A 19,929-nucleotide genomic window follows, 5' to 3' on the forward strand; every position below is an offset into this window, starting at 1 on the left:
ATGCCCGAGTCTCGCACTGACATCGACATCAAACCTCGCAGCCGTGTCGTCACGGACGGAATCGAAGCCACGACGTCGCGCGGAATGCTCCGCGGCGTCGGCATGGGCGACGACGACTGGGACAAGCCCCAGATCGGCATCGCGTCGAGCTGGAACGAGATCACGCCCTGCAACCTGAGCCTGGACCGCCTCGCTCAGGGCGCGAAAGAAGGCGTGCACGCCGGCGGTGGCTACCCGCTGCAGTTCGGCACGATCTCGGTCTCGGACGGCATCTCGATGGGCCACGAGGGCATGCACTTCTCGCTCGTCTCGCGCGAAGTCATCGCCGACTCCGTCGAGACCGTCATGATGGCCGAGCGCCTCGACGGCTCCGTTCTGCTGGCGGGATGCGACAAGTCCATCCCCGGCATGCTGATGGCCTCGGCGCGCCTGGACCTGTCGAGCGTCTTCCTCTACGCGGGCTCGATCGCGCCCGGCTGGGTCAAGCTGTCGGACGGCACCGAGAAGGAGATCACGATCATCGACTCCTTCGAGGGAGTCGGCGCGTGCCTCGCGGGGCGCATGAGCGAAGCAGACCTCAAGCGCATCGAGTGCGCGTTCGCCCCCGGTGAGGGTGCGTGCGGCGGCATGTACACCGCCAACACGATGGCCTCGGTCGGCGAGGCGCTCGGGCTCTCTCTGCCCGGCTCCGCCGCCCCGCCCTCGTCGGATCGCCGCCGCGACGTGTTCGCGCACCGTTCGGGTGAGGCTGTGGTGAACCTGCTGCGCCTGGGGATCACGACCCGGGACATCCTCACGAAGGAGGCCTTCGAGAACGCGGTCGCCCTCGCGATGGCGCTCGGCGGCTCCACCAACGTCGTCCTGCACCTGCTCGCGATCGCCCGCGAAGCCGAGGTCGATCTGAACCTGCACGACTTCAACCGCATCGGCGACAAGGTGCCGCACATCGGCGACCTGAAGCCGTTCGGCCAGTACGTCATGAACGACGTCGACCGGCAGGGCGGCATCCCCGTCGTCATGAAGGCGATGCTCGACGAGGGACTGCTGCACGGCGACGCGCTCACGGTGACCGGCAAGACGCTCGCCGAGAACCTGCGCGACCTCGACCCGGATCCCGTCGACGGCGACGTCATCCACTCCTTCGACAACCCCATCCACGCCACGGGCGGCATCACGGTCCTGCACGGATCCTTCGCGCCCGAGGGCGCCGTCGTCAAGACCGCCGGCTTCGACGCCGCGGTCTTCGAGGGTCCCGCGCGCGTGTTCGAGCGCGAGCGCGCCGCGATGGATGCGCTCGAGGCCGGCGAGATCGACAAGGGCGACGTCGTGGTCATCCGCTACGAGGGTCCGAAGGGCGGCCCCGGCATGCGCGAGATGCTCGCGATCACCGCGGCCATCAAGGGCGCGGGGCTCGGAAAAGATGTACTACTCTTGACGGACGGCAGATTCTCAGGCGGCACAACCGGCCTGTGCATCGGCCACATAGCACCCGAAGCGGTCGACGCAGGTCCGATCGCCTTCGTGCGCGATGGTGATCTGATACGGGTCGATATCGCGGCTCGCACTCTCGACCTACTCGTCGACGATGCAGAGCTCGCCTCCCGCCGCTCCGGCTGGGAGCCGCTTCCTCCGCGCTATACCCGTGGCGTCCTTGCCAAGTACTCCCGACTCGTGCGCTCCGCAGCTGAGGGCGCGACGACCGGCTGAGCCCGCGGCATCCGCATTCCGATCCGATCTCTGCGAGGACCATCACACATGCCCGCCGAATCCGCACAGGCCGTTCCCCGGCCGCCCGCCCGTACCGCTTCGGCGCCCGTGCTCACCGGAGCGCAGGCCGTCGTCCGATCGCTCGAGATGCTCGGCGTCACAGACGTCTTCGGTCTGCCCGGAGGAGCGATCCTGCCGGTCTACGACCCGCTCATGGACACCTCCGAGATCCGGCACATCCTCGTGCGTCACGAACAGGGCGCCGGACACGCCGCCGAGGGGTACGCCTCAGCGTCCGGACGCGTCGGCGTCGCGATCGCGACCTCGGGCCCCGGTGCGACGAACCTCGTGACCGCGATCGCCGACGCCTACATGGATTCGGTGCCGATCGTGTGCATCACCGGCCAGGTGTTCTCGAACCTGATGGGGACCGACGCGTTCCAGGAGGCCGACATCGTCGGCATCACGATGCCGATCACGAAGCACTCCTTCCTCGTGAAGGATGCCGCCGAGATCCCCGGCGCGATCGCCGCCGCCTTCGAGATCGCCTCGACGGGCCGGCCCGGTCCCGTCCTCGTGGACATCACGAAGGACGCGCAGCAGGCCGAGGCACCGTTCGAGTGGCCGCCGAGGGTCGACCTGCCCGGCTACCGGCCCGTCACCAAGGCGCACGGCAAGCAGATCCAGGCGGCCGCGCAGCTGCTCGCCGAGGCGAAGAAGCCCGTCTTCTACGTCGGCGGCGGCGTCATCAGGGCGCAGGCGGCGGCCGAACTGCTCGCTCTCGCCGAGACCACCGGCGTGCCCGTCGTGACGACGCTCATGGCTCGCGGCGCCTTCCCCGATTCGCACCCGCAGCACCTCGGCATGCCGGGCATGCACGGTACGGTGCCCGCCGTGCTCGCGCTGCAGGAGTCCGACCTCCTCATCTCGCTCGGCGCGCGGTTCGACGACCGCGTGACGGGCAAGGCGGCGCTGTTCGCACCGAACGCGAAGGTCGTGCACGTCGACATCGACCCCGCCGAGATCTCGAAGATCCGCACCGCCGACGTGCCGATCGTGGGTGACGTGCGCGACGTGCTCGTCGACCTCGACGCCGCCTTCCGCGGCGCCATCGAGGGGACCACGCCCGACTTCGCCGATTGGTGGGCGTACCTCGACGGCCTGAGGGACGAGTTCCCGCTCGGCTATGCGCCGACCACCGACGGTCTGCTCTCACCGCAGTACGTCATCTCGCGCATCGGCGAGCTGACCGGACCCGAGGGCGTCTACGCCGCCGGCGTCGGACAGCACCAGATGTGGGCCGCGCAGTTCATCAAGTACGAGCGCCCCAACGCGTGGCTCAACTCCGGCGGCGCCGGCACGATGGGCTACTCGGTACCGGCGGCGATGGGCGCGAAGGTCGCCCAGCCCGATCGTCACGTGTGGGCGATCGACGGCGACGGCTGTTTCCAGATGACCAATCAGGAGCTCGCGACCTGCGCGATCAACAACATCCCGATCAAGGTCGCCATCATCAACAACTCCTCACTGGGCATGGTGCGCCAGTGGCAGACGCTGTTCTACGACGGCCGCTATTCGCACACGAACCTCAACACGGGGCACGGCACCGTGCGCATCCCCGACTTCGTGAAGCTCGCCGAGGCGTACGGCTGTCTCGCGATCCGCGTCGAGAAGGAAGAAGACGTGGATGCCGCGATCCAGACCGCGCTCGAGACGAACGACCGCCCCGTCGTCATCGACTTCGTGGTGAGCGCCGACGCGATGGTGTGGCCCATGGTGCCGCAGGGAGTCAGCAACAGCTACGTCCAGTACGCGCGGGACCACTCGCCGTCGTTCGATGAGGAGGCCTGAGATGCCCACGCACGTTCTGAGCCTTCTCGTCGAGAACAAGCCCGGTCTGCTCACCCGCGTCGCGGGGCTCTTCGCGCGTCGCGGGTTCAACATCGAGTCGCTCGCCGTGGGCGTGACCGAGGTGCCGGGACTGTCGCGCATCACGGTCGTCGTCGACGTCGATCGGCTGCCGCTCGAACAGGTCACGAAGCAGCTCAACAAGCTCGTCAACGTCATCAAGATCGTGGAGCTCGAGTACGCGTCGTCGGTGCAGCGCGAACACATGCTGATCAAGGTGCGCGCCGACAATCAGAGCCGCTCGAACGTGCTCGAGGTCGTCAACCTCTTCCGAGCGCAGGTCGTGGACTACGCCTCCGATGCGCTCGTCGTCGAGGTCACGGGCGACAAGGGCAAGGTCGACGCCTTCCTGCGCGCTCTCGAGCCGTTCGGCATCAAGGAGCTCGCGCAGTCGGGGCTGCTCGCGATCGGCCGCGGCGGCAAGAGCATCACCGAGCGCGTCCTGCGCAGCTGACCATACGCACATTCCGGCTCCTGAGCTCGTCGAAGGACCGGTCACGACCCCTCGACCAGCTCGGGGACCGAAGCAAAAGGAGAAACACCATGGCTGAGATCTTCTACGACGCCGACGCCGACCTCTCGATCATCCAGAGCAAGAAGGTCGCGATCGTCGGCTACGGCTCGCAGGGTCACGCCCACGCGCTCAACCTGCGCGACTCGGGCGTCGAGGTCGTCATCGCGCTCAAGGACGGCTCGAAGTCGATCGAGAAGGCCTCCGACGAGGGCTTCGAGGTCAAGAACGTCGCAGACGCGACGGCCTGGGCCGACCTCATCATGATCCTCGCGCCGGACCAGCACCAGCGCGGCATCTACAACGACCACATCAAGCCCAACCTGGCGGCCGGCAAGACGCTCGCCTTCGCCCACGGCTTCAACATCCGCTTCGGCTACATCGACGCGCCCGAAGGCGTCGACGTCATCCTCGTCGCGCCCAAGGCGCCGGGCCACACGGTGCGTCGCGAGTACGTCGCCGGTCGCGGCATCCCGGACATCATCGCCGTCGAGCGCGACGCGTCGGGCTCGGCGTGGGCGACCGCGCTGTCGTACGCCATGGCGATCGGCGGCGCCCGCGCGGGCGTCATCAAGACGACCTTCACGGAAGAGACCGAGACCGACCTGTTCGGCGAGCAGGCTGTGCTCTGCGGTGGCGTGTCGCAGCTCGTCCAGTACGGCTTCGAGACGCTCACCGAGGCGGGCTACCAGCCCGAGATCGCCTACTTCGAGGTGCTGCACGAGCTCAAGCTCATCGTCGACCTCATGTGGGAGGGCGGCATCGCCAAGCAGCGCTGGTCGGTCTCGGACACCGCCGAGTACGGCGACTACGTCTCGGGGCCGCGCGTCATCGATGCGACCGTCAAGGAGAACATGCAGGCCGTGCTCGCCGACGTGCAGTCGGGAGCGTTCGCGAAGCGCTTCATCGACGATCAGGACAACGGCGCGAAGGAATTCATCGAACTGCGCGAGAAGGCGGCGTCGCACCCCATCGAGTCCGTCGGCCGCGAGCTGCGCTCGCTGTTCGCCTGGAAGCAGCAGGACGAGGGTTACACCGAGGGCAGCGCGGCACGCTAGAGCTGCGCTGACAGAGGTGCCGGGGTCGAGTAGCGCCGCAGGCGCGTATCGAGATCAGGGCAGCGCGGCACGTTAGCGCCGCGCTGACGTATGGGAAGGAGCCCGACCCTCACAAGGAGTCGGGCTCCTTCATGTCCGCGGGGCGACGAGTACGCTGAACAGCGTGACATCCGGACGTGAAGACGACGCGCTCTCCTGGGGCGACGACGATCCGACGCTCGATGACGGGGGAGGACGGGGCGCTGACTCGCTCTCCGAGCCCGGCACAGTCGTCCCCTCGACCACCGAGCCGCGCGGATACCCCGCGCTGCCGGACGGGTATCGTGCCGTCGGCGCAGGCAGCGATGCCCTTGACACCGAAGAGCCCGCCCTCATCGAGGCTGCTCCGGCGCAAGCCGGCAACGCGGCGCTGCTCGGTCTCGGAGTGCTCGGCGGGATTTATCTGCTCTACACGATCGGCTGGGTCATCGGCGGACTCCGCCTGCAAGGGCGGCGCCCGTTCCTCGTGACCGACTTCATGTACCAGGGGAGCCTCTGGCTCGCCGTGCTCGCGCCGCTGCTTTGGATCAGCACGACGCTGGTCTTGGCCAGACGCTCGCGGCCATGGGTGCGGTTCGCATGGCTTGTCGGTGGTGCCGCCCTCCTCATGCCGTGGCCCTTCATCATGATCGGGGCGGTAGGCCAATGAGCGACAGCACAACGAACGCCTCGGCGACGGCCTTCGCCCCGCGTGCGATGCCGGTTTGGCTCATCGCGACCGTTGCGGGCGTGCTCGGCCTGTTCTATGCCTACGCCGTGTGGAACGCGATCGGAAACCTGGTCGAAACGCTCTCCTTCTACGGCCAAGGCGGATTCACGCTGAACGCGCTCGGCTGGTTCGTGTGGATCTTCGCCGCCGTCTTCCCGCTTCTTGCGTGGGGCGCGGCGTTCGCGATCGGATGGCGCCGACGGCCGCACGAGCTGCTGCTCGTCATGCTCACCGGCCTCGCGCTGGTCGCAGTGTTCTGGCTCAACGTCATCGCTTACACGACGCTCAACACAACGTCGCTGGTCGGCTGACCGGGCGTCACACGGTCGGAGACGGCTCCCGCGGCGCGCTAGGCTGGGCGCCAGCCTCGTCCCAATGGCGTGCGGCGTGGCATCCGTCTGATCTGCCGTCGCACAGCACCCGAAGGATCCACCGTGACGAAGCCTGTCGTTCTCATCGCCGAACAACTCTCACCCGCCACGATCGACGCGCTCGGCCCCGACTTCGAGGTGCGGCACGTCGACGGGACGGACCGCCCCGCGCTGCTGGCCGCACTCGCCGACGCGAACGCCGTGCTCGTCCGCTCAGCGACGAAGATCGACGCCGAGGCGCTTGAAGCCGCTCCCGTGCTCAAGGTGGTCGCCCGTGCCGGCGTCGGGCTCGACAACGTCGACATCAAGGCGTCGACGACCGCGGGCGTCATGGTGGTCAACGCCCCCACGTCGAACATCATCTCGGCCGCCGAGCTGACGATCGGCCACATCCTCTCGCTCGCCCGGCGCATCCCGGCGGCGCACGCCTCCCTCGCGCAGGGGGAGTGGAAGCGCAGCGCCTACACGGGCACCGAGCTGTTCGAGAAGACCGTCGGCATCGTGGGCCTCGGCCGGATCGGCGCTCTCATCGCGGCTCGGCTGCAGGCGTTCGACATGCGCGTCGTCGCGTACGACCCCTACGTCACGAGCGCGCGGGCGCAGCACCTCGGCGTTCAGCTGGTCACGCTCGACGAACTGCTCGAGCAGAGCGACTTCCTCACGATCCACATGCCCAAGACGCCCGAGACGACGGGCATGATCGGCATCGAGCAGATGCGCCGCATGAAGCCGACCGCGTACGTCGTCAACGTCGCCCGCGGCGGGCTCATCGACGAGGAGGCGCTGTTCAAGGCCCTCACGACGGGTGAGATCGCCGGCGCGGGTCTCGACGTGTTCTCGACCGAGCCTCCCGTCGAGGGCGGCCCCGCGCGGATGCTGCTCGACCTGCCCAACGTCGTGGTCACTCCGCACCTGGGCGCCTCGACCGCCGAGGCGCAGGAGAAGGCCGGCGTCTCGGTCGCGCGCTCGGTGCGTCTCGCGCTCGGCGGCGAGCTCGTGCCCGACGCCGTCAACGTCGCGGGCGGCATCATCGACCCGTACGTTCGGCCCGGTATCCCGCTCGTCGAGAAGCTCGGCCAGATCTTCGCCGCGCTCGCGCACTCTCCGCTCACGTCGTTCGACGTCGAGGTGCACGGTGAACTCAGCGCCTACGACGTCAGCGTGCTCAAGCTCGCCGCGCTCAAGGGGCTCTTCACGAACATCGTCAGCGAGACGGTGTCGTACGTCAACGCGCCGCTGCTGGCAGAGCAGCGCGGCGTCGAGGTGCGTCTGCTCGTCGACGACGACAGTCCCGAGTACCGCAACATCATCACGCTGCGCGGCGCGCTCGCGGACGGCTCGCAGCTGTCGGTGTCGGGCACGCTGACCGGCACGAAGCAGATCGAGAAGATCGTCGGGATCAACGGCTACGCGATCGAGCTGCCGATCGAGCGCAACCACGTCGTCATGGTCTATCAGGATCGCCCCGGCATCGTCGCCGTCTACGGGCAGAAGTTCGGCGAGGCGGGCATCAACATCGCCGGCATGCAGATCGCGCGTCGTGAGGCCGGCGGACAGGCGCTCTCGGTGCTCACGGTCGACTCTCCCGCGCCCGACGACCTGCTCGACGAGGTGAGCGCAGCCATCGAGGCCGACCTCTTCCGTCAGATCGAGATCACCGAGTCCTGACGGCGCGAGCCGGTCGTCTCAGAGGCGGATCGCGCGTTCGACGAGGGCGACCAGTGCGTCGAGCTCGGCGCCCTGAGGCGTCGGGCCGGGGAGGGAACCGCCCGCGAGCACGGTGTTGAAGTAGAGCCCGTCGCTCACGAGCATCACGAGGTCGAGAGCTGCGCTGTCCGGCGCATACGGCCGGATCGCGTCCGCCCACTGCTCACGGATGTCGCGCAGCGCGTCACCGGCGGCGGCATTGCCACCCTGAGCGAGACGGGCGGATGCCACGATCGCCCGGTCCAGCGGCGTGCTTTCGAGAATCGATGAGCGTAGGAAGTACGCGACGGGGCCCTCGGGTGCCTCGAGGATCGCGGCGACATCTTCGGCAACGAGCAGCCGTAGGCGTTCGAGCACGCACTGCTCGAGAGCATCCTTCGATGCGAAGTGATAGAGCAGGCCGCCCTTGGAGACACCGGCGGCGCGAGCCGTGGCATCCATCGTCGCGGCACGCTCGCCGTCGTCGATCAGCAGCGATTCGAAGGCGTCGAGCACCTTCTCACGGGCGAGGGGAGGCCGGCTCACGCGCGAGCCTCGGACACGGTCGGCATCCTGTTACTATACCGTCTGGACGGTTTAGAAAGGCATCCTCATGACAACGGGCCCCATCACGGCCGCGATTCGCGCGGAACACCAGCAGCGTGTCGGCTGGCGTGGCTGGGCAGCCCTGGTCGTGCTCATGCTCCCCGTGCTGCTCGTGTCGGTCGACAACACGGTGCTGAGCTTCGCGCTGCCCGCCATCGCCCTCGATCTCGAGCCCTCGAGCGCGCAGCAGCTGTGGATCATCGACGCGTATCCCCTCGTGCTCGCGGGCCTCCTCGTCACGATGGGCACCCTCGGCGACCGGTTCGGACGACGACGGATGCTGCTGCTCGGTGCCACCGGGTTCGCCGCCGTCTCGGCGCTGGCCGCCTTCGCTCCGTCGGCGGCGCTCCTCATCGCCGCGCGGGCGGGGATGGGCGTGTTCGGTGCGATGCTGATGCCCTCGACGCTGTCGCTGCTGCGCACGATCTTCACCGACCGCGACCAGCGGCGCATCGCGATCGCGATATGGGCGTCGATGTTCTCGGCCGGATCGGCTCTCGGGCCGATCGTCGGCGGCATCCTGCTCGAGCACTTCGGGTGGGGCTCGGTGTTCCTCATGGCCGTTCCCGTGCTCGTGCCGCTGCTCGTCCTCGCCCCGTTGCTCGTGCCCGAGAGCCGCGACCCGAAGCCCGGTCGGATCGACCCCGTGAGCATCGTGCTGTCGCTGGCCACCATGATCCCGATCGTCTACGCGATCAAGGAGCTCGCGGTGTACGGGCCGCTCAGTCTCGCCCCGCTGCTGTTCCTGGCGGGGATCGTCTTCGGCTGGCTCTTCGTGCGCCGTCAGCTGCGCTCCGAGACGCCGATGCTCGACATGGGGCTGTTCCGCAACCCCACCTTCAGCGGTGCGCTCCTGGTGAACCTGCTGAGCGTCGTTGGTCTCGTCGGATTCCTCTTCTTCGTCGCGCAGCACCTGCAGCTCATCGTCGGACTGAGCCCGATGATGGCCGGCTTCGCGCTCGTCCCCGGGCTTGCCGCCATGATCGCGGCGGGACTGCTGGTCGTGCCGATCGCGAAGCGATATCCCGCGCACATCGTCGTGCCCTCTGCGCTCTCGTTCTCGGTGCTCGGCTATGTCATCGTCGCGTTCGCGACGGGGCCCGACAGCCTCGGGCTGCTCGTGGGCGCGTTCGTCGCCCTCGGGATCGGCATCGGTGCGGCCGAGACGATCTCGAACGAACTCGTCCTCGCCAGCGCGCCGCCCGCGAAGGCGGGAGCGGCGAGCGCCGTCTCCGAGACGGCCTACGAACTCGGGGCCGTGCTGGGTACGGCCGTGCTCGGTGGCATCCTGACGGCGCTGTACCGGGTGAGTCTCGTTCTGCCCGAGGGGCTGTCGGCTGCCGCCCAGAACGCGGCGCGAGAGACCCTCGCGGGTGCCGTGCACGTCGCGGACGGCCTCGAGAGCGCGGCAGGCCAGGCGCTGCGTGACGCGGCTGCCCACGCCTTCGACGCGGGCGTCGTCGTCACGGCCCTGATCGGCGCGGGACTCGTCGTCCTGGCGGCCGTCATCGCTGCCGGGACGCTGGGCCGCCGGCGCTAGGCTGAAACAATGTCGCGAGTCGTGAAGCTGGCCGTCATCCCCGGTGACGGGATCGGCCCCGAAGTGATCGCCGAGGCCGAGAAGGTGCTGGATGCCGCAACGGCGGGCACCGACCTCCGCTTCGACAAGACGAGGTTCTCTCTCGGTGCCGATCGCTACCTCGAGACGGGCGACACCCTCACCGACGACGACCTCTCGGCGATCGCCGGTCACGACGCGATCCTGCTCGGCGCCGTCGGGGGAGTTCCCGGCGACCCGCGGCTGAAGGACGCGAACATCGAGCGTGGACTCCTTCTCAAGCTGCGCTTCGAGCTGGACCATTACGTCAACCTGCGCCCCTCGAAGCTCTACCCCGGGGTGCCGGGACCGCTCGCCGCGCCCGGCGACATCGACTTCGTCGTGGTTCGAGAGGGCACGGAGGGACCGTACGTCGGCAACGGCGGGTCGATCCGCCGCGGGACGCCGCAGGAAGTCGCGAATGAGACATCCGTCAACACGGCGTTCGGCGTCGAGCGCGTGGTCCGCTACGCGTTCGACCTGGCCGAGCGTCGGCGCAAGAAGCTCACGCTCGTGCACAAGACGAATGTCCTCGTGCACGCGGGCGGAATCTGGAAGCGGATCGTCGACGCCGTGGCATCCGAGCACCCGGACGTCGCGGTAGATTACCTGCACGTCGATGCGGCAACCATCTTCCTGGTCACGAACCCGGGCCGCTTCGACGTGATCGTCACCGACAACCTCTTCGGTGACATCCTCACGGACCTGGCCGGCGCCGTCACCGGTGGCATCGGCCTCGCCGCTTCGGGCAACATCAACCCCGACGGCACGTTCCCCTCGATGTTCGAGCCCGTTCACGGTTCGGCGCCGGACATCGCGGGTCGGCAGCAGGCCGATCCCACGGCCGCGATCCTGTCGATCGCCCTGCTCCTCGACCACCTCGGACAGCAGGACGAGGCCGTTCGCGTCACCCGCGCCGTCGAAGCCGACATCGCCGACCGCGGCGGCCAGACCCGCACGACATCTCAGATCGGCGACGCGATCGCAGCACGCCTGCAGGCGTAATCTGTAACCGCACACCGCGTCGCCACCCACCAGCCAGGACGTGACATGACCCTCATCGATTCAGACACCGACGCCGGCCTCGATCCGCTCGAGTTCGCCGTCACCAAGAACCTCGCGGCGAAGACGCCGCAGCAACGCGCAGAGATCCTCGCCAATCCCGGGTTCGGCACGAACTTCACGGATCACATGGTCGATATCTGCTGGTCGGTCGGGGGCGGGTGGCACCGCCCGCGCGTGCAGCCGTACGGTCCGATCGCGCTCGATCCCGCCGCCGCCGTCCTGCACTACGGGCAGGAGATCTTCGAGGGCATCAAGGCCTATCGTCACGCCGACGGCTCCGTGCACACGTTCCGGCCCGAGCAGAACGCCCTGCGGATGCAGCGCTCGGCGCGGCGCCTCGCACTGCCCGAACTGCCCGTCGAGTACTTCCTGCAGTCGATCCGCGAACTCGTCGCGGTCGACGGCGACTGGGTGCCCTCGGGCGCCGACCAGAGCCTCTATCTGCGCCCGTTCATGTTCGCCAAAGAGGCGTTCCTCGGCGTGCGTCCCGCCCATAAGGTGGCCTATTACCTCATCGCGTCGCCGGCCGGCGCGTACTTCAAGGGCGGGGTGCAGCCGGTCTCGATCTGGCTCAGTGAGGACTACGCGCGCGCCGGACGCGGCGGAACCGGCGCGGCCAAGACCGGCGGCAACTACGCCGCGTCGCTCCTGCCGCAGTCCGAGGCGCACGAGAACGGGTGCGACCAGGTCGTGTTCCTCGATCAGGACCGCAACGTCGAAGAGCTCGGCGGAATGAACGTCGTCTTCGTCTACAAAGACGGGCGCGTGGTCACCCCGCAGTCCGACTCGATCCTCGAGGGCATCACGCGCGACTCGATCCTGCAGCTCGCCGCCGACCGCGGCCACACGGTCGAGGCCCGGCCGATGGCATTCGCCGAGTGGCGTGAGGGTGTGGCATCCGGAGACATCGTCGAGGTGTTCGCGTGCGGCACCGCCGCTGTCGTCACCCCGATCGGTGTGCTCAAGGGTCGGGACTTCGAAGACGTGCAGCCGCGCGGCGAGCTGGCCATGTCGCTGCGCGAAGAGCTCACCGACATCCAGTACGGCCGACGCGAAGACCCGCACGGCTGGCTCACCCGGCTGGACGGCTGAGCCGTGCGGATCGCGCGATTCAGGCACGACGAGACCATCCGGTACGGGATCGTCGACGAAGCCGACCTCGTCGTGCTCGCGGGTGACCCGATGTTCGCGGGCCTTGACACCACGGGCGAACGCGTGCCCCTCGCCGATGTCGCGCTGCTCGCGCCCGTCATCCCGCGCTCGAAGATCGTGTGCGTGGGCCGCAACTACCAGGACCACGCTGCCGAGATGGGCAACGAGGTGCCGACCGCTCCGCTGCTGTTCTTCAAGCCGAACACGGCCGTCATCGGTCCCGGTGACGCGATCGTCACCCCGCCGCAGTCCGAGCGCGTCGACTTCGAGGGCGAGCTCGCGGCCGTCATCGGGCGCGTCGCGAAGAACGTGCCGGCCGAGCGCGCGCTCGAGCACGTCTTCGGATACACGATCGCCAACGACGTCACCGCTCGCGACCTCCAGCAGACCGACGGGCAGTGGGCGCGGGCGAAGGGCTTCGACACCTTCTGCCCGCTCGGTCCCGCGATCGAAACCGAGTTCGACCTGACGGGCGACGCCGTGCTCACGACGCGGGTCAACGGCGACGTCAAGCAGCAGGCGCCGCTCAGCGACATGATCTTCCCGCTCGCGGATGTCATCGCCTATGCATCGGCGGCCTTCACGCTGCTGCCGGGCGACGTGATCCTGACCGGGACCCCCGCAGGGGTGGGCCCGCTCGCTCCGGGCGACATCGTCGAGGTGGACATCACGGGGCTGGGGATCCTGCGAAACGCCGTGCGCGCCGCGGATGCCTGACACGTCGTCGCTCCTCGAGCACGACGTCGCCCGCGTCCAGCGACGCTCCGTCTGGGTGCTCTCGCTCGGCCAGATCCTCGGCGGGATCGCTTTCGGGGCGACCATCTCGCTCGGCGCCGTATTGGCCGCGGAGGTATCCGGTGACGAGTCGCTCTCGGGTCTTGCCACAGCGGCCGTCACGTTCGGCACGGCGGTCGTCGCCGTGCCGCTCGCCGCGTTCGCGCGCCGTTTCGGCCGCCGCATCTCGCTTGCGATCGGGATGCTGGTGGCTCTGGTCGGTGTCGCAATGGTCATCGCCGCGGTCGGCGCCGGATCGTTCCCGTTCCTGCTTGCCGGGTTCCTGCTCATCGGCGGCGGACAGGCGGCCAATCTCCAGTCGCGCTTCGCCGCCGTCGACCTCGCGACAGATCGCACCCGTGGGCGCGATCTGTCGATCGTCGTGTGGGCGACGACGATCGGCGCTGTTCTCGGCCCGAACCTGACCGGGCCCGGAGAGGCACTCGGGTCGCTCATCGGCATGCCCGCGCTGACGGGTCCGTATCTCTTCACCGTCGCGGGGCAGGGCCTGGCGATCGTGCTGTACCTGCTCGTGCTGCGCCCCGACCCGCTCCTGCTCGCGCAGCGGGTCGTCGCCGATCGTGCGACGAGCATCGGCGCGGGCATCGCGAAGCCGGATCGCGCGCGCGTCGCGCGCTTCGCGATCTTCGCGATCGCGGCATCCCACGGCGTCATGGTGTCGGTCATGGCGATGACGCCCGTGCATCTCCTGCACCACGGTGCCGACCTCGTCGTGATCGGCATGACGATCAGCCTGCACATCGCCGGCATGTACGCGCTCGCACCCGTCTTCGGGATCCTGGCCGACCGGATCGGCCGTGTGCCCACGATCCTCGTCGGCCAGGCCCTTCTGGTCGCGGCGCTGCTCACAGCGTCGTTCGGCCAGGACTCGACGGCCGCCGTCACGGTCGGCCTCGTGCTGCTCGGACTCGGCTGGAGCGCATCGACCGTCGCGGGGTCGACGCTGCTGACCGAAGCGAGCTCCGAAGACCGCCGCACACGGCGCCAGGGGCTGAGCGACTTCGCGATGAGCCTCGTCGGGGCCGCCGGAGCGATCCTCGCCGGCATCGTGCTCGGCGGCATCGGCTACGGCGGACTCGCGCTCGTCGCGGGGATCGCCGTCATCGCCGTCCTCGTGCTGGCCCCGGCAGGCCGCTTCGTGACGGCGCGCGACTAGCGCCCGAGGGCACGCAGCGCCAGGTCAACGTCCTCGTCGTCGTTGAAGATGTGGAAGGCGACCCGGGTGCGGCCCGCGCGGCCCGAGGCCGTGACGCCGGCGGCCGTGAGCGCCGCAAGGTCGTCGCCCGCGGCATCCGCCCACGTCACGATCGCGCTCGCGCGCGGCGGATGCGGCAGCGCCATGCCGTCGCGGAAGCGGGCGGCCAGCCCGGTGGTCTCGTCGTACGCGGCCGAGCGGTCGAGCGCGGCGAACAGCGCGAGCGCGGGTTCGGCGCCGACGAACGCCTGCCACGCGGGCGACACGTCGAAGCGCCGTGCGTCGGGTGCGAGGTCGAACTCGTGGCCGTAGCACGACGCCCACGGGTCGGCCCCGGAGTACCAGCCCGCGAAGATCGGTTCGAGCTCGCGCGCGAAGCCGGGCGACAGAGCGAGGAATGCGACACCGCGCGGTGCGCACAGCCATTTGTACGCGTGGCACACGACGGCGTCGTAGCGTTCGGCGTCGACCGGCAGCCACCCGACCGCCTGCGTCGCATCGGCGAACGTGCGGGCGCCGACCGCGTCGGCGGCGGCCACGACCGCGTCGACATCGGCAACGATCCCTGTCGCCGATTGCACGATCGAGAACGCGACGAGCGATGTCGAGGGGGTGATCGCCTCGGCGAGCTGCTCGATCGGCGCCGTGCGCAGCCGGATTCCCCGGCCCGCATGAGCGAAGGGTCGCGCGACCGACGAGAAGTCGCCCTCGGGTACGAGCACTTCGCCGCCGTCGGGCACGGCGGTCGCGATGAGTCCGGCGAACACCGACGCCTGCGCGCCGATCGCGACGCGATCCGCACCGACGCCGACGAGGCGCGCGAAGTGCCCGCGCGTCTGCTCGACGACGGCGCAGTACCCGGCGATGTCGATGTGGCCGCGTGCTGCCGCGGTGGTGTCCGCGATGACGGCGTCGCGTGCGACGCGGGGAGGCAAGCCCGCCGTGCAAGCCGCGAGATAGCCGCGTCCGCCGTCGAAAGCGGCGCGCGCGGCGACGAGTGAGTCCATGTCCTCAGGCTCCGCCGCGTCGACTCATTCGTCTAGACCAGGTTATGGATCACATGCATCACACATCGTGATGTCACGATTCCCAGATCGAACTCTGCAGATCTGCCAGGAGGGCGGCGCCGTCGAGATTCGTCGCGGACTGGTAGATCCAGACATCGCCGCGCGTATAGACCGTTTCGACCGTGTCGACGGGGTACTGCGAGTTCGGCGTCGTCACACTGCACAGATCACCACCACCGGCACCGGGTCCGCAGGACCAGCCGTCGGCGGCGAGGGACGCGATGTACGAAGCGGATGCCGCGGCATCCGCTTCGCTGATGAGCACGAGGTAGCCCGTGGTGTCGCCGCCGAACCAATCGCACCCGAGCACCAGGGCGGCGTCGGGGGGAACGGGGCGGATGAAGCCCTCGCCGTCACCCTGCAGCACGAGGGGGTCGACCGTCTCGGCGCGTGTCTGAGTCGAGCCGACATGGTCGCACGACGTGGGCAGATTCGCCGCGGGCGGCTGTGGCGGCTCCGGGACGGGTGTCTCGGGCGCGGGGGAGAGCGAACGCGTATCGGTCGGCGCGGGCGTGGGTCCCGCCGGGTCGGGCGCGCACGCGACGAGACCGAGGGCGAACACCGCGGTGAGCACCGCTCCGAGCGCCGCGGCATGCGGTCTGTGGTGACGGATCATGACGTCCTCCTCGCTCGGGGTGAGCCTACGTCCGACGGGGAGGTTGCGGCAGGGGGTGTGTGAGCATCACGGCGGCTTATGCTTCTGGCGTGACCGATTCGATGACGGGGGACAGTGACTTCGACGTGCACGCGCTGCGCGTCGTCAAGTCGATCGCCGACGAAGGATCGATCACGTCCGCTGCCGCTCGCCTCGGCTACAGCCAGCCCGCCATCAGCCAGCTGCTCAAGCGGCTCGAGACCCGACTCGGGGTCGCGCTCGTGGAGCGCGTGGGGCGGGGCGTGCGCCTCACCGAGGCGGGCCGGATCCTCGCGCGTCATGCGCCCGCCGTCACGACGGCACTGGATGCCGCAGCCGAAGAGCTCGCCGAACTGCGGGGCCTGCGCTCGGGCCGCGTGCGGCTCGTCGGCTTTCCGTCGGCGTCTCCCACGATCGTGCCGCGCCTCATCGCCGACCTCGGGGCGCGGCATCCCGGAGTATCGCTCACGTACGTCGAGGCCGAGCCCCCCGAAGCGGTCGACGCCGTCCGCGAGAATCGCGCCGACATCGCGCTGACCTTCAGCTACCCGGGCGATCGCGACGACCCGCACGGGATGAGCGCCCGCGGGCTCTCGTTGCGCAGTGTCGGCACCGACGATCTCGTCGCCGTGCTGCCGGCGGGGCACCCCGCCGCGCGTGACGGCACGCTCGAGGTCTCGTCCCTCGCGGACGAGCCCTGGATCGCCGGATGCCCGCGGTGCCGAGGCCATCTGCTCGAGCTCTGCGGGCGCGCCGGGTTCACGCCGCGCATCGCGATCGAGACCGACAACGTCGTCGCCGTCGAGGGTCTCGTCGCACAGGGCATCGGCGTCGCGACGCTGCCCCGTCTCGCGGTGGACGCGTTCCCGCTCCTGCCGGGACTCACTGTGGTGCCGCTGCCCGGCGAGAGCCGCACGCTCCACGTCGTGACGGCGCACGGAGCGTCTCGCGTGCCGTCGGTCCGCGCCGCGCTCGATGCGCTCGACCGTGCGCTGACCGGCCCGGTCGCGACGGCCGCGCGCAACTAGACTGGGCGACGATGTCTTCTTCACCCGATCCCCGCACCACGACGGCCGACGGCGCCGACGTGCGCGTGCGCTTCTGCCCGTCTCCCACCGGTATTCCGCACGTCGGCATGATCCGCACGGCCCTGTATAACTGGGCCTACGCGCGCCACACGGGCGGCAAGCTCGTGTTCCGCGTCGAGGACACGGACGCCGAGCGCGACAGCGAAGAGAGCTATCGTCAGCTCGTCGACGCGCTCACGTGGTTGCGGATCGACTGGGACGAGGGTGTCGAGACGGGCGGTCCGCATGCGCCGTACCGTCAGTCCGAGCGCGGCGAGATCTACGCCGACGTGCTGCAGCGACTCGTGGCATCCGGGGCCGTGTACGAGAGCTACTCGACCGCCGCCGAGATCGATGCGCGCAATGAGGCCGCGGGCCGTGCCAAGCAGCTCGGGTACGACAACTTCGACCGCCACCTCACCGACGAGCAGAAGGCCGCCTTCCGCGCCGAGGGGCGCGAGCCGGCGTGGCGCCTGCGCGTGCCCGAGGGTGACGTCACGTATGTCGACCTCATCCGCGGCGAGGTGACCTTCCCCGCGGGGTCGTTCCCTGACTTCGTCATCGTGCGCGCCGGCGGGCAGCCGCTGTACACGTTCACCAACCCGGTCGACGATGCGCTCATGGGCATCACCCACGTCATCCGCGGCGAAGACCTCATGCCCTCGACGGCTCGCCAGCTCGCGCTGTACTCCGCGCTCATCGACGCCGGTGTCACGACGTTCGTGCCGCGGTTCGGGCACATGCCGCTCGTGCTCGGCGAGACCGGAACGAAGAAGCTCTCCAAGCGCGACCCCAAGGCCGACCTCTTCCTGCAGCGCGAGAAGGGCTTCATCCACGAGGGTCTGCTCAACTACCTCGCGCTCCTGGGCTGGTCGATCGGACCCGATCGCGACATCTTCTCGCTCGACGAGTTCATCGCCGCCTTCGACATCGTCGATGTGAATCCGAATCCCGCCCGCTTCGACCAGAAGAAGGCGGAGTCGATCAACGGCGACCACATCCGGATGCTGCAGCCCGCCGAGTTCGCCGAGCGCATCGTGCCGTACCTCGTCGATGCCGGCGTCGTCGCCGACCCGCCCACCCCGAGCCAGCTCGCACTCATCGCGGAAGCTTCCCCGCTCGTGCAGGAGCGCGTGCAGATGCTCGGCGAGGTGCCCGGCATGCTGGGCTTCCTGTTCACCGACGAGGTGGAGTACGCCGAAGACGCGCTCGGCGGACTTCCCGCGAACGCGGGGGAGGTGCTCGTGGCATCCGTCGGTGCGATCGAGATGATCCCCGAAGCCGAGTTCACGGCCGCGGCCGTGCAGGAGGCGATGTCGTCGGCGCTCATCGAGGGACTCGGTCTCAAGCCCCGTGTCGCCTACGGTCCGCCGCGGGTCGCCGTCAGCGGGCGCCGTGTCTCGCCCCCACTCTTCGAGTCGATGGAGCTGCTCGGCAAGGCGGAATCGATCCGCCGCCTCGGTGCGCTCGTGCAGAAGATCGGCTGAGACACGCCGGTTTGGTCTGCGCGCGATCGCGGGCTAAACTTGATCCTTGTGCGCGGCTCTGCCGCGCCACGGTGGGGTATGGTGTAATTGGCAACACGGCGGTTTCTGGTTCCGTTGTTCTTGGTTCGAGTCCAGGTACCCCAGCAAGACTAAAACCCTCGGTGATCCGGGGGTTTCTTGCTTTTCGCGGCCGGTGCCGGTGCCGGTGCCGATGTCCCCACGACCTGGCCGGTATCGAACGCCGACGTCGCCGGCTCGCTGGATGGGACGGTTGCTTGCCGTGAACGGTGGCGGGCTGCAAGGTCAGAGTCGTATGTGCTCAATGGCGAGAGGCCGAGGCAGCCGTCGAGATCAGTTTCCCAGAGCTCATCCGGCGCCGTGATCGCTTGCTCTCGCAAGGATCAGCAAGGGATACGTGAACATGAAACGAGATTCGCTACGTAAGCGGACTGCCGGACTCGTCGCTGCCGGAGTGGCGGTGGCGATGGCGTTCGCGGGGCCGATGCCCGCCGTCGCCGACGACATCAAGTCAGGGTCTTCGCTCGACCCGGCGCCGTACACCGGGCCACGGCCGCCGGTGATCGACACGATGCGCGGTAACGTGCTGCCGGTCACCGGGTACTACGTCGAGAACGTCACGGTCGGCGACAAGACGCGAACGAGCAAGGTGTACATCCCCGAAGACATGTACCTGCGCGGGTACTTCACCATCGTGAGCGTGCCGGATGGCTGGGACACCGAGGAGTTCCTCGACGAGAGCGGCTGGATCGACATCGCCGACGAACGCAACGAAGGACTGTTCATCCTCGAGGCCGACCAGGAATCCGGTGAGTGGGGAACCGTGGCCGCGGAATCGGCGTACATCACGGCGGCGCTGCGGGTCATGGAGGCGCGGAGCTTCTACTCGACGCACGGTGTGCACTACATCGCGGGATACGGGTCGGGCGGCACGGCGCTGCAGGACTATGTCGCCAACCACCCGCTGTTCGTCGCGAGTGCGGTGTTCATCGGCACCGAGGACCTCGCCGACATCGAAGAGATCGGCGAACAGATCTTCGCGCCGCAGCCGAGGTTCACCGATACGCATGCCGACCCGCGGTTCGTGGCGGAGCCGTACAACGAGGTGCCCGTTCCGGTCTGGTTCGTGAACGACGATGCCGATGACGTCGCCGAGTCGGTCTGGGCTTGTCAAGATTTCTGTGTAAGTGGGCATCAGCGGGGGTAGTTAGAGGTGGGGGTTGATGCGTTCGGGGTATGCGAGGGCGAGCTGCTCGA

18 protein-coding genes and 1 tRNA gene are annotated in these 19,929 nt (G+C 68.9%); 16 read left to right on the top strand and 3 right to left on the bottom strand.

Annotation, left to right across the window (positions count from 1 at the left end):
• The 7 genes from ilvD to serA all read left to right on the top strand — a co-directional run bounded on the left by ilvD (window position 1) and on the right by serA (window position 7,971).
• Window positions 1-1,707, top strand: coding sequence for a dihydroxy-acid dehydratase (ilvD, locus tag ACFC3F_RS06910; RefSeq protein WP_376127927.1), 1,707 nt, complete (start codon window positions 1-3; stop codon window positions 1,705-1,707).
• Between the two features lie 48 nt (window positions 1,708-1,755).
• Entirely contained in the window at window positions 1,756-3,558 is a 1,803-nt protein-coding gene (locus ACFC3F_RS06915) for an acetolactate synthase large subunit (protein ID WP_376127929.1), read from the top strand.
• Between the two features lies 1 nt (window position 3,559).
• Complete coding sequence (ilvN, locus tag ACFC3F_RS06920) at window positions 3,560-4,069, top strand: acetolactate synthase small subunit (protein ID WP_376127931.1); 510 nt, start codon at window positions 3,560-3,562, stop codon at window positions 4,067-4,069.
• Window positions 4,070-4,158: 89 nt separating this feature from the next.
• On the top strand, window positions 4,159-5,184 hold the full coding sequence (gene ilvC, locus ACFC3F_RS06925) for a ketol-acid reductoisomerase (RefSeq protein WP_376127933.1): 1,026 nt from the start codon (window positions 4,159-4,161) through the stop codon (window positions 5,182-5,184).
• A gap of 163 nt (window positions 5,185-5,347) precedes the next feature.
• Complete coding sequence (locus ACFC3F_RS06930) at window positions 5,348-5,872, top strand: DNA polymerase III subunit gamma/tau (RefSeq protein ID WP_376127935.1); 525 nt, start codon at window positions 5,348-5,350, stop codon at window positions 5,870-5,872.
• Window positions 5,869-6,243, top strand: a complete 375-nt coding sequence (locus ACFC3F_RS06935) for a bacitracin resistance protein (RefSeq protein WP_376127937.1) — start codon at window positions 5,869-5,871, stop codon at window positions 6,241-6,243. Before ACFC3F_RS06930 ends, ACFC3F_RS06935 begins: the two co-directional genes overlap by 4 nt.
• A 123-nt stretch (window positions 6,244-6,366) precedes the next feature.
• Complete coding sequence (gene serA / locus ACFC3F_RS06940; RefSeq protein ID WP_376127939.1) at window positions 6,367-7,971, top strand: phosphoglycerate dehydrogenase; 1,605 nt, start codon at window positions 6,367-6,369, stop codon at window positions 7,969-7,971.
• An 18-nt stretch (window positions 7,972-7,989) separates the two neighbouring features.
• Here the strand turns inward: serA and ACFC3F_RS06945 are convergent, their stop codons facing one another.
• Window positions 7,990-8,535 carry a TetR/AcrR family transcriptional regulator gene (locus ACFC3F_RS06945; protein WP_376127941.1) on the bottom strand — a complete coding sequence of 182 codons (546 nt, stop codon included), beginning with the start codon at window positions 8,533-8,535 and terminating at the stop codon, window positions 7,990-7,992.
• A 67-nt stretch (window positions 8,536-8,602) separates the two neighbouring features.
• On the opposite strand from ACFC3F_RS06945, the gene ACFC3F_RS06950 reads away from it, so the two are divergent.
• From ACFC3F_RS06950 to ACFC3F_RS06970, 5 genes are read left to right on the top strand one after another with little or no spacing between them, the layout of a single operon-like run.
• Window positions 8,603-10,135 carry an MFS transporter gene (locus ACFC3F_RS06950; protein WP_376127943.1) on the top strand — a complete coding sequence of 511 codons (1,533 nt, stop codon included), beginning with the start codon at window positions 8,603-8,605 and terminating at the stop codon, window positions 10,133-10,135.
• 9 nt (window positions 10,136-10,144) lie between these two features.
• Window positions 10,145-11,197, top strand: coding sequence for a 3-isopropylmalate dehydrogenase (locus ACFC3F_RS06955; protein WP_376127945.1), 1,053 nt, complete (start codon window positions 10,145-10,147; stop codon window positions 11,195-11,197).
• A gap of 45 nt (window positions 11,198-11,242) precedes the next feature.
• Entirely contained in the window at window positions 11,243-12,349 is a 1,107-nt protein-coding gene (locus ACFC3F_RS06960) for a branched-chain amino acid aminotransferase (RefSeq protein WP_376127947.1), read from the top strand.
• Between the two features lie 3 nt (window positions 12,350-12,352).
• The gene (locus ACFC3F_RS06965) at window positions 12,353-13,126 is read left to right on the top strand and encodes a fumarylacetoacetate hydrolase family protein (protein WP_376127949.1); all 774 of its coding nucleotides are present in this window, start codon (window positions 12,353-12,355) and stop codon (window positions 13,124-13,126) included.
• The gene (locus ACFC3F_RS06970) at window positions 13,119-14,360 is read left to right on the top strand and encodes an MFS transporter (protein WP_376127951.1); all 1,242 of its coding nucleotides are present in this window, start codon (window positions 13,119-13,121) and stop codon (window positions 14,358-14,360) included. The genes ACFC3F_RS06965 and ACFC3F_RS06970 overlap by 8 nt, the downstream gene beginning before the upstream one ends.
• Here the strand turns inward: ACFC3F_RS06970 and ACFC3F_RS06975 are convergent.
• Both ACFC3F_RS06975 and ACFC3F_RS06980 read right to left on the bottom strand, forming a co-directional pair.
• Window positions 14,357-15,406, bottom strand: a complete 1,050-nt coding sequence (locus ACFC3F_RS06975) for an aminotransferase class V-fold PLP-dependent enzyme (RefSeq protein WP_376127953.1) — start codon at window positions 15,404-15,406, stop codon at window positions 14,357-14,359. The two genes, ACFC3F_RS06970 and ACFC3F_RS06975, sit on opposite strands and share 4 nt — an antisense overlap.
• Before the next feature lie 73 nt (window positions 15,407-15,479).
• A complete protein-coding gene (locus ACFC3F_RS06980) occupies window positions 15,480-16,082 on the bottom strand; it encodes a hypothetical protein (protein ID WP_376127955.1) in 603 nt (200 codons plus the stop codon).
• Window positions 16,083-16,183: 101 nt separating this feature from the next.
• Here ACFC3F_RS06980 and ACFC3F_RS06985 point away from each other — a divergent pair, with 101 nt between their 5' ends.
• The 4 genes from ACFC3F_RS06985 to ACFC3F_RS07000 all read left to right on the top strand — a co-directional run bounded on the left by ACFC3F_RS06985 (window position 16,184) and on the right by ACFC3F_RS07000 (window position 19,879).
• The gene (locus tag ACFC3F_RS06985; RefSeq protein ID WP_376127964.1) at window positions 16,184-17,128 is read left to right on the top strand and encodes a LysR family transcriptional regulator; all 945 of its coding nucleotides are present in this window, start codon (window positions 16,184-16,186) and stop codon (window positions 17,126-17,128) included.
• A gap of 11 nt (window positions 17,129-17,139) precedes the next feature.
• Window positions 17,140-18,654, top strand: a complete 1,515-nt coding sequence (gene gltX / locus ACFC3F_RS06990; RefSeq protein WP_376127957.1) for a glutamate--tRNA ligase — start codon at window positions 17,140-17,142, stop codon at window positions 18,652-18,654.
• A 72-nt stretch (window positions 18,655-18,726) separates the two neighbouring features.
• Window positions 18,727-18,798: transfer RNA gene (locus tag ACFC3F_RS06995), tRNA-Gln, on the top strand.
• A gap of 271 nt (window positions 18,799-19,069) precedes the next feature.
• Window positions 19,070-19,879: a hypothetical protein gene (locus tag ACFC3F_RS07000; protein ID WP_376127959.1), complete on the top strand. Its 810-nt coding sequence runs from the start codon at window positions 19,070-19,072 to the stop codon at window positions 19,877-19,879.
• Window positions 19,880-19,929: the final 50 nt, after the last annotated feature.

Source organism: Microbacterium sp. NPDC055910, assembly GCF_042271185.1.
Taxonomy (GTDB): Bacteria; Actinomycetota; Actinomycetes; order Actinomycetales; family Microbacteriaceae; genus Microbacterium.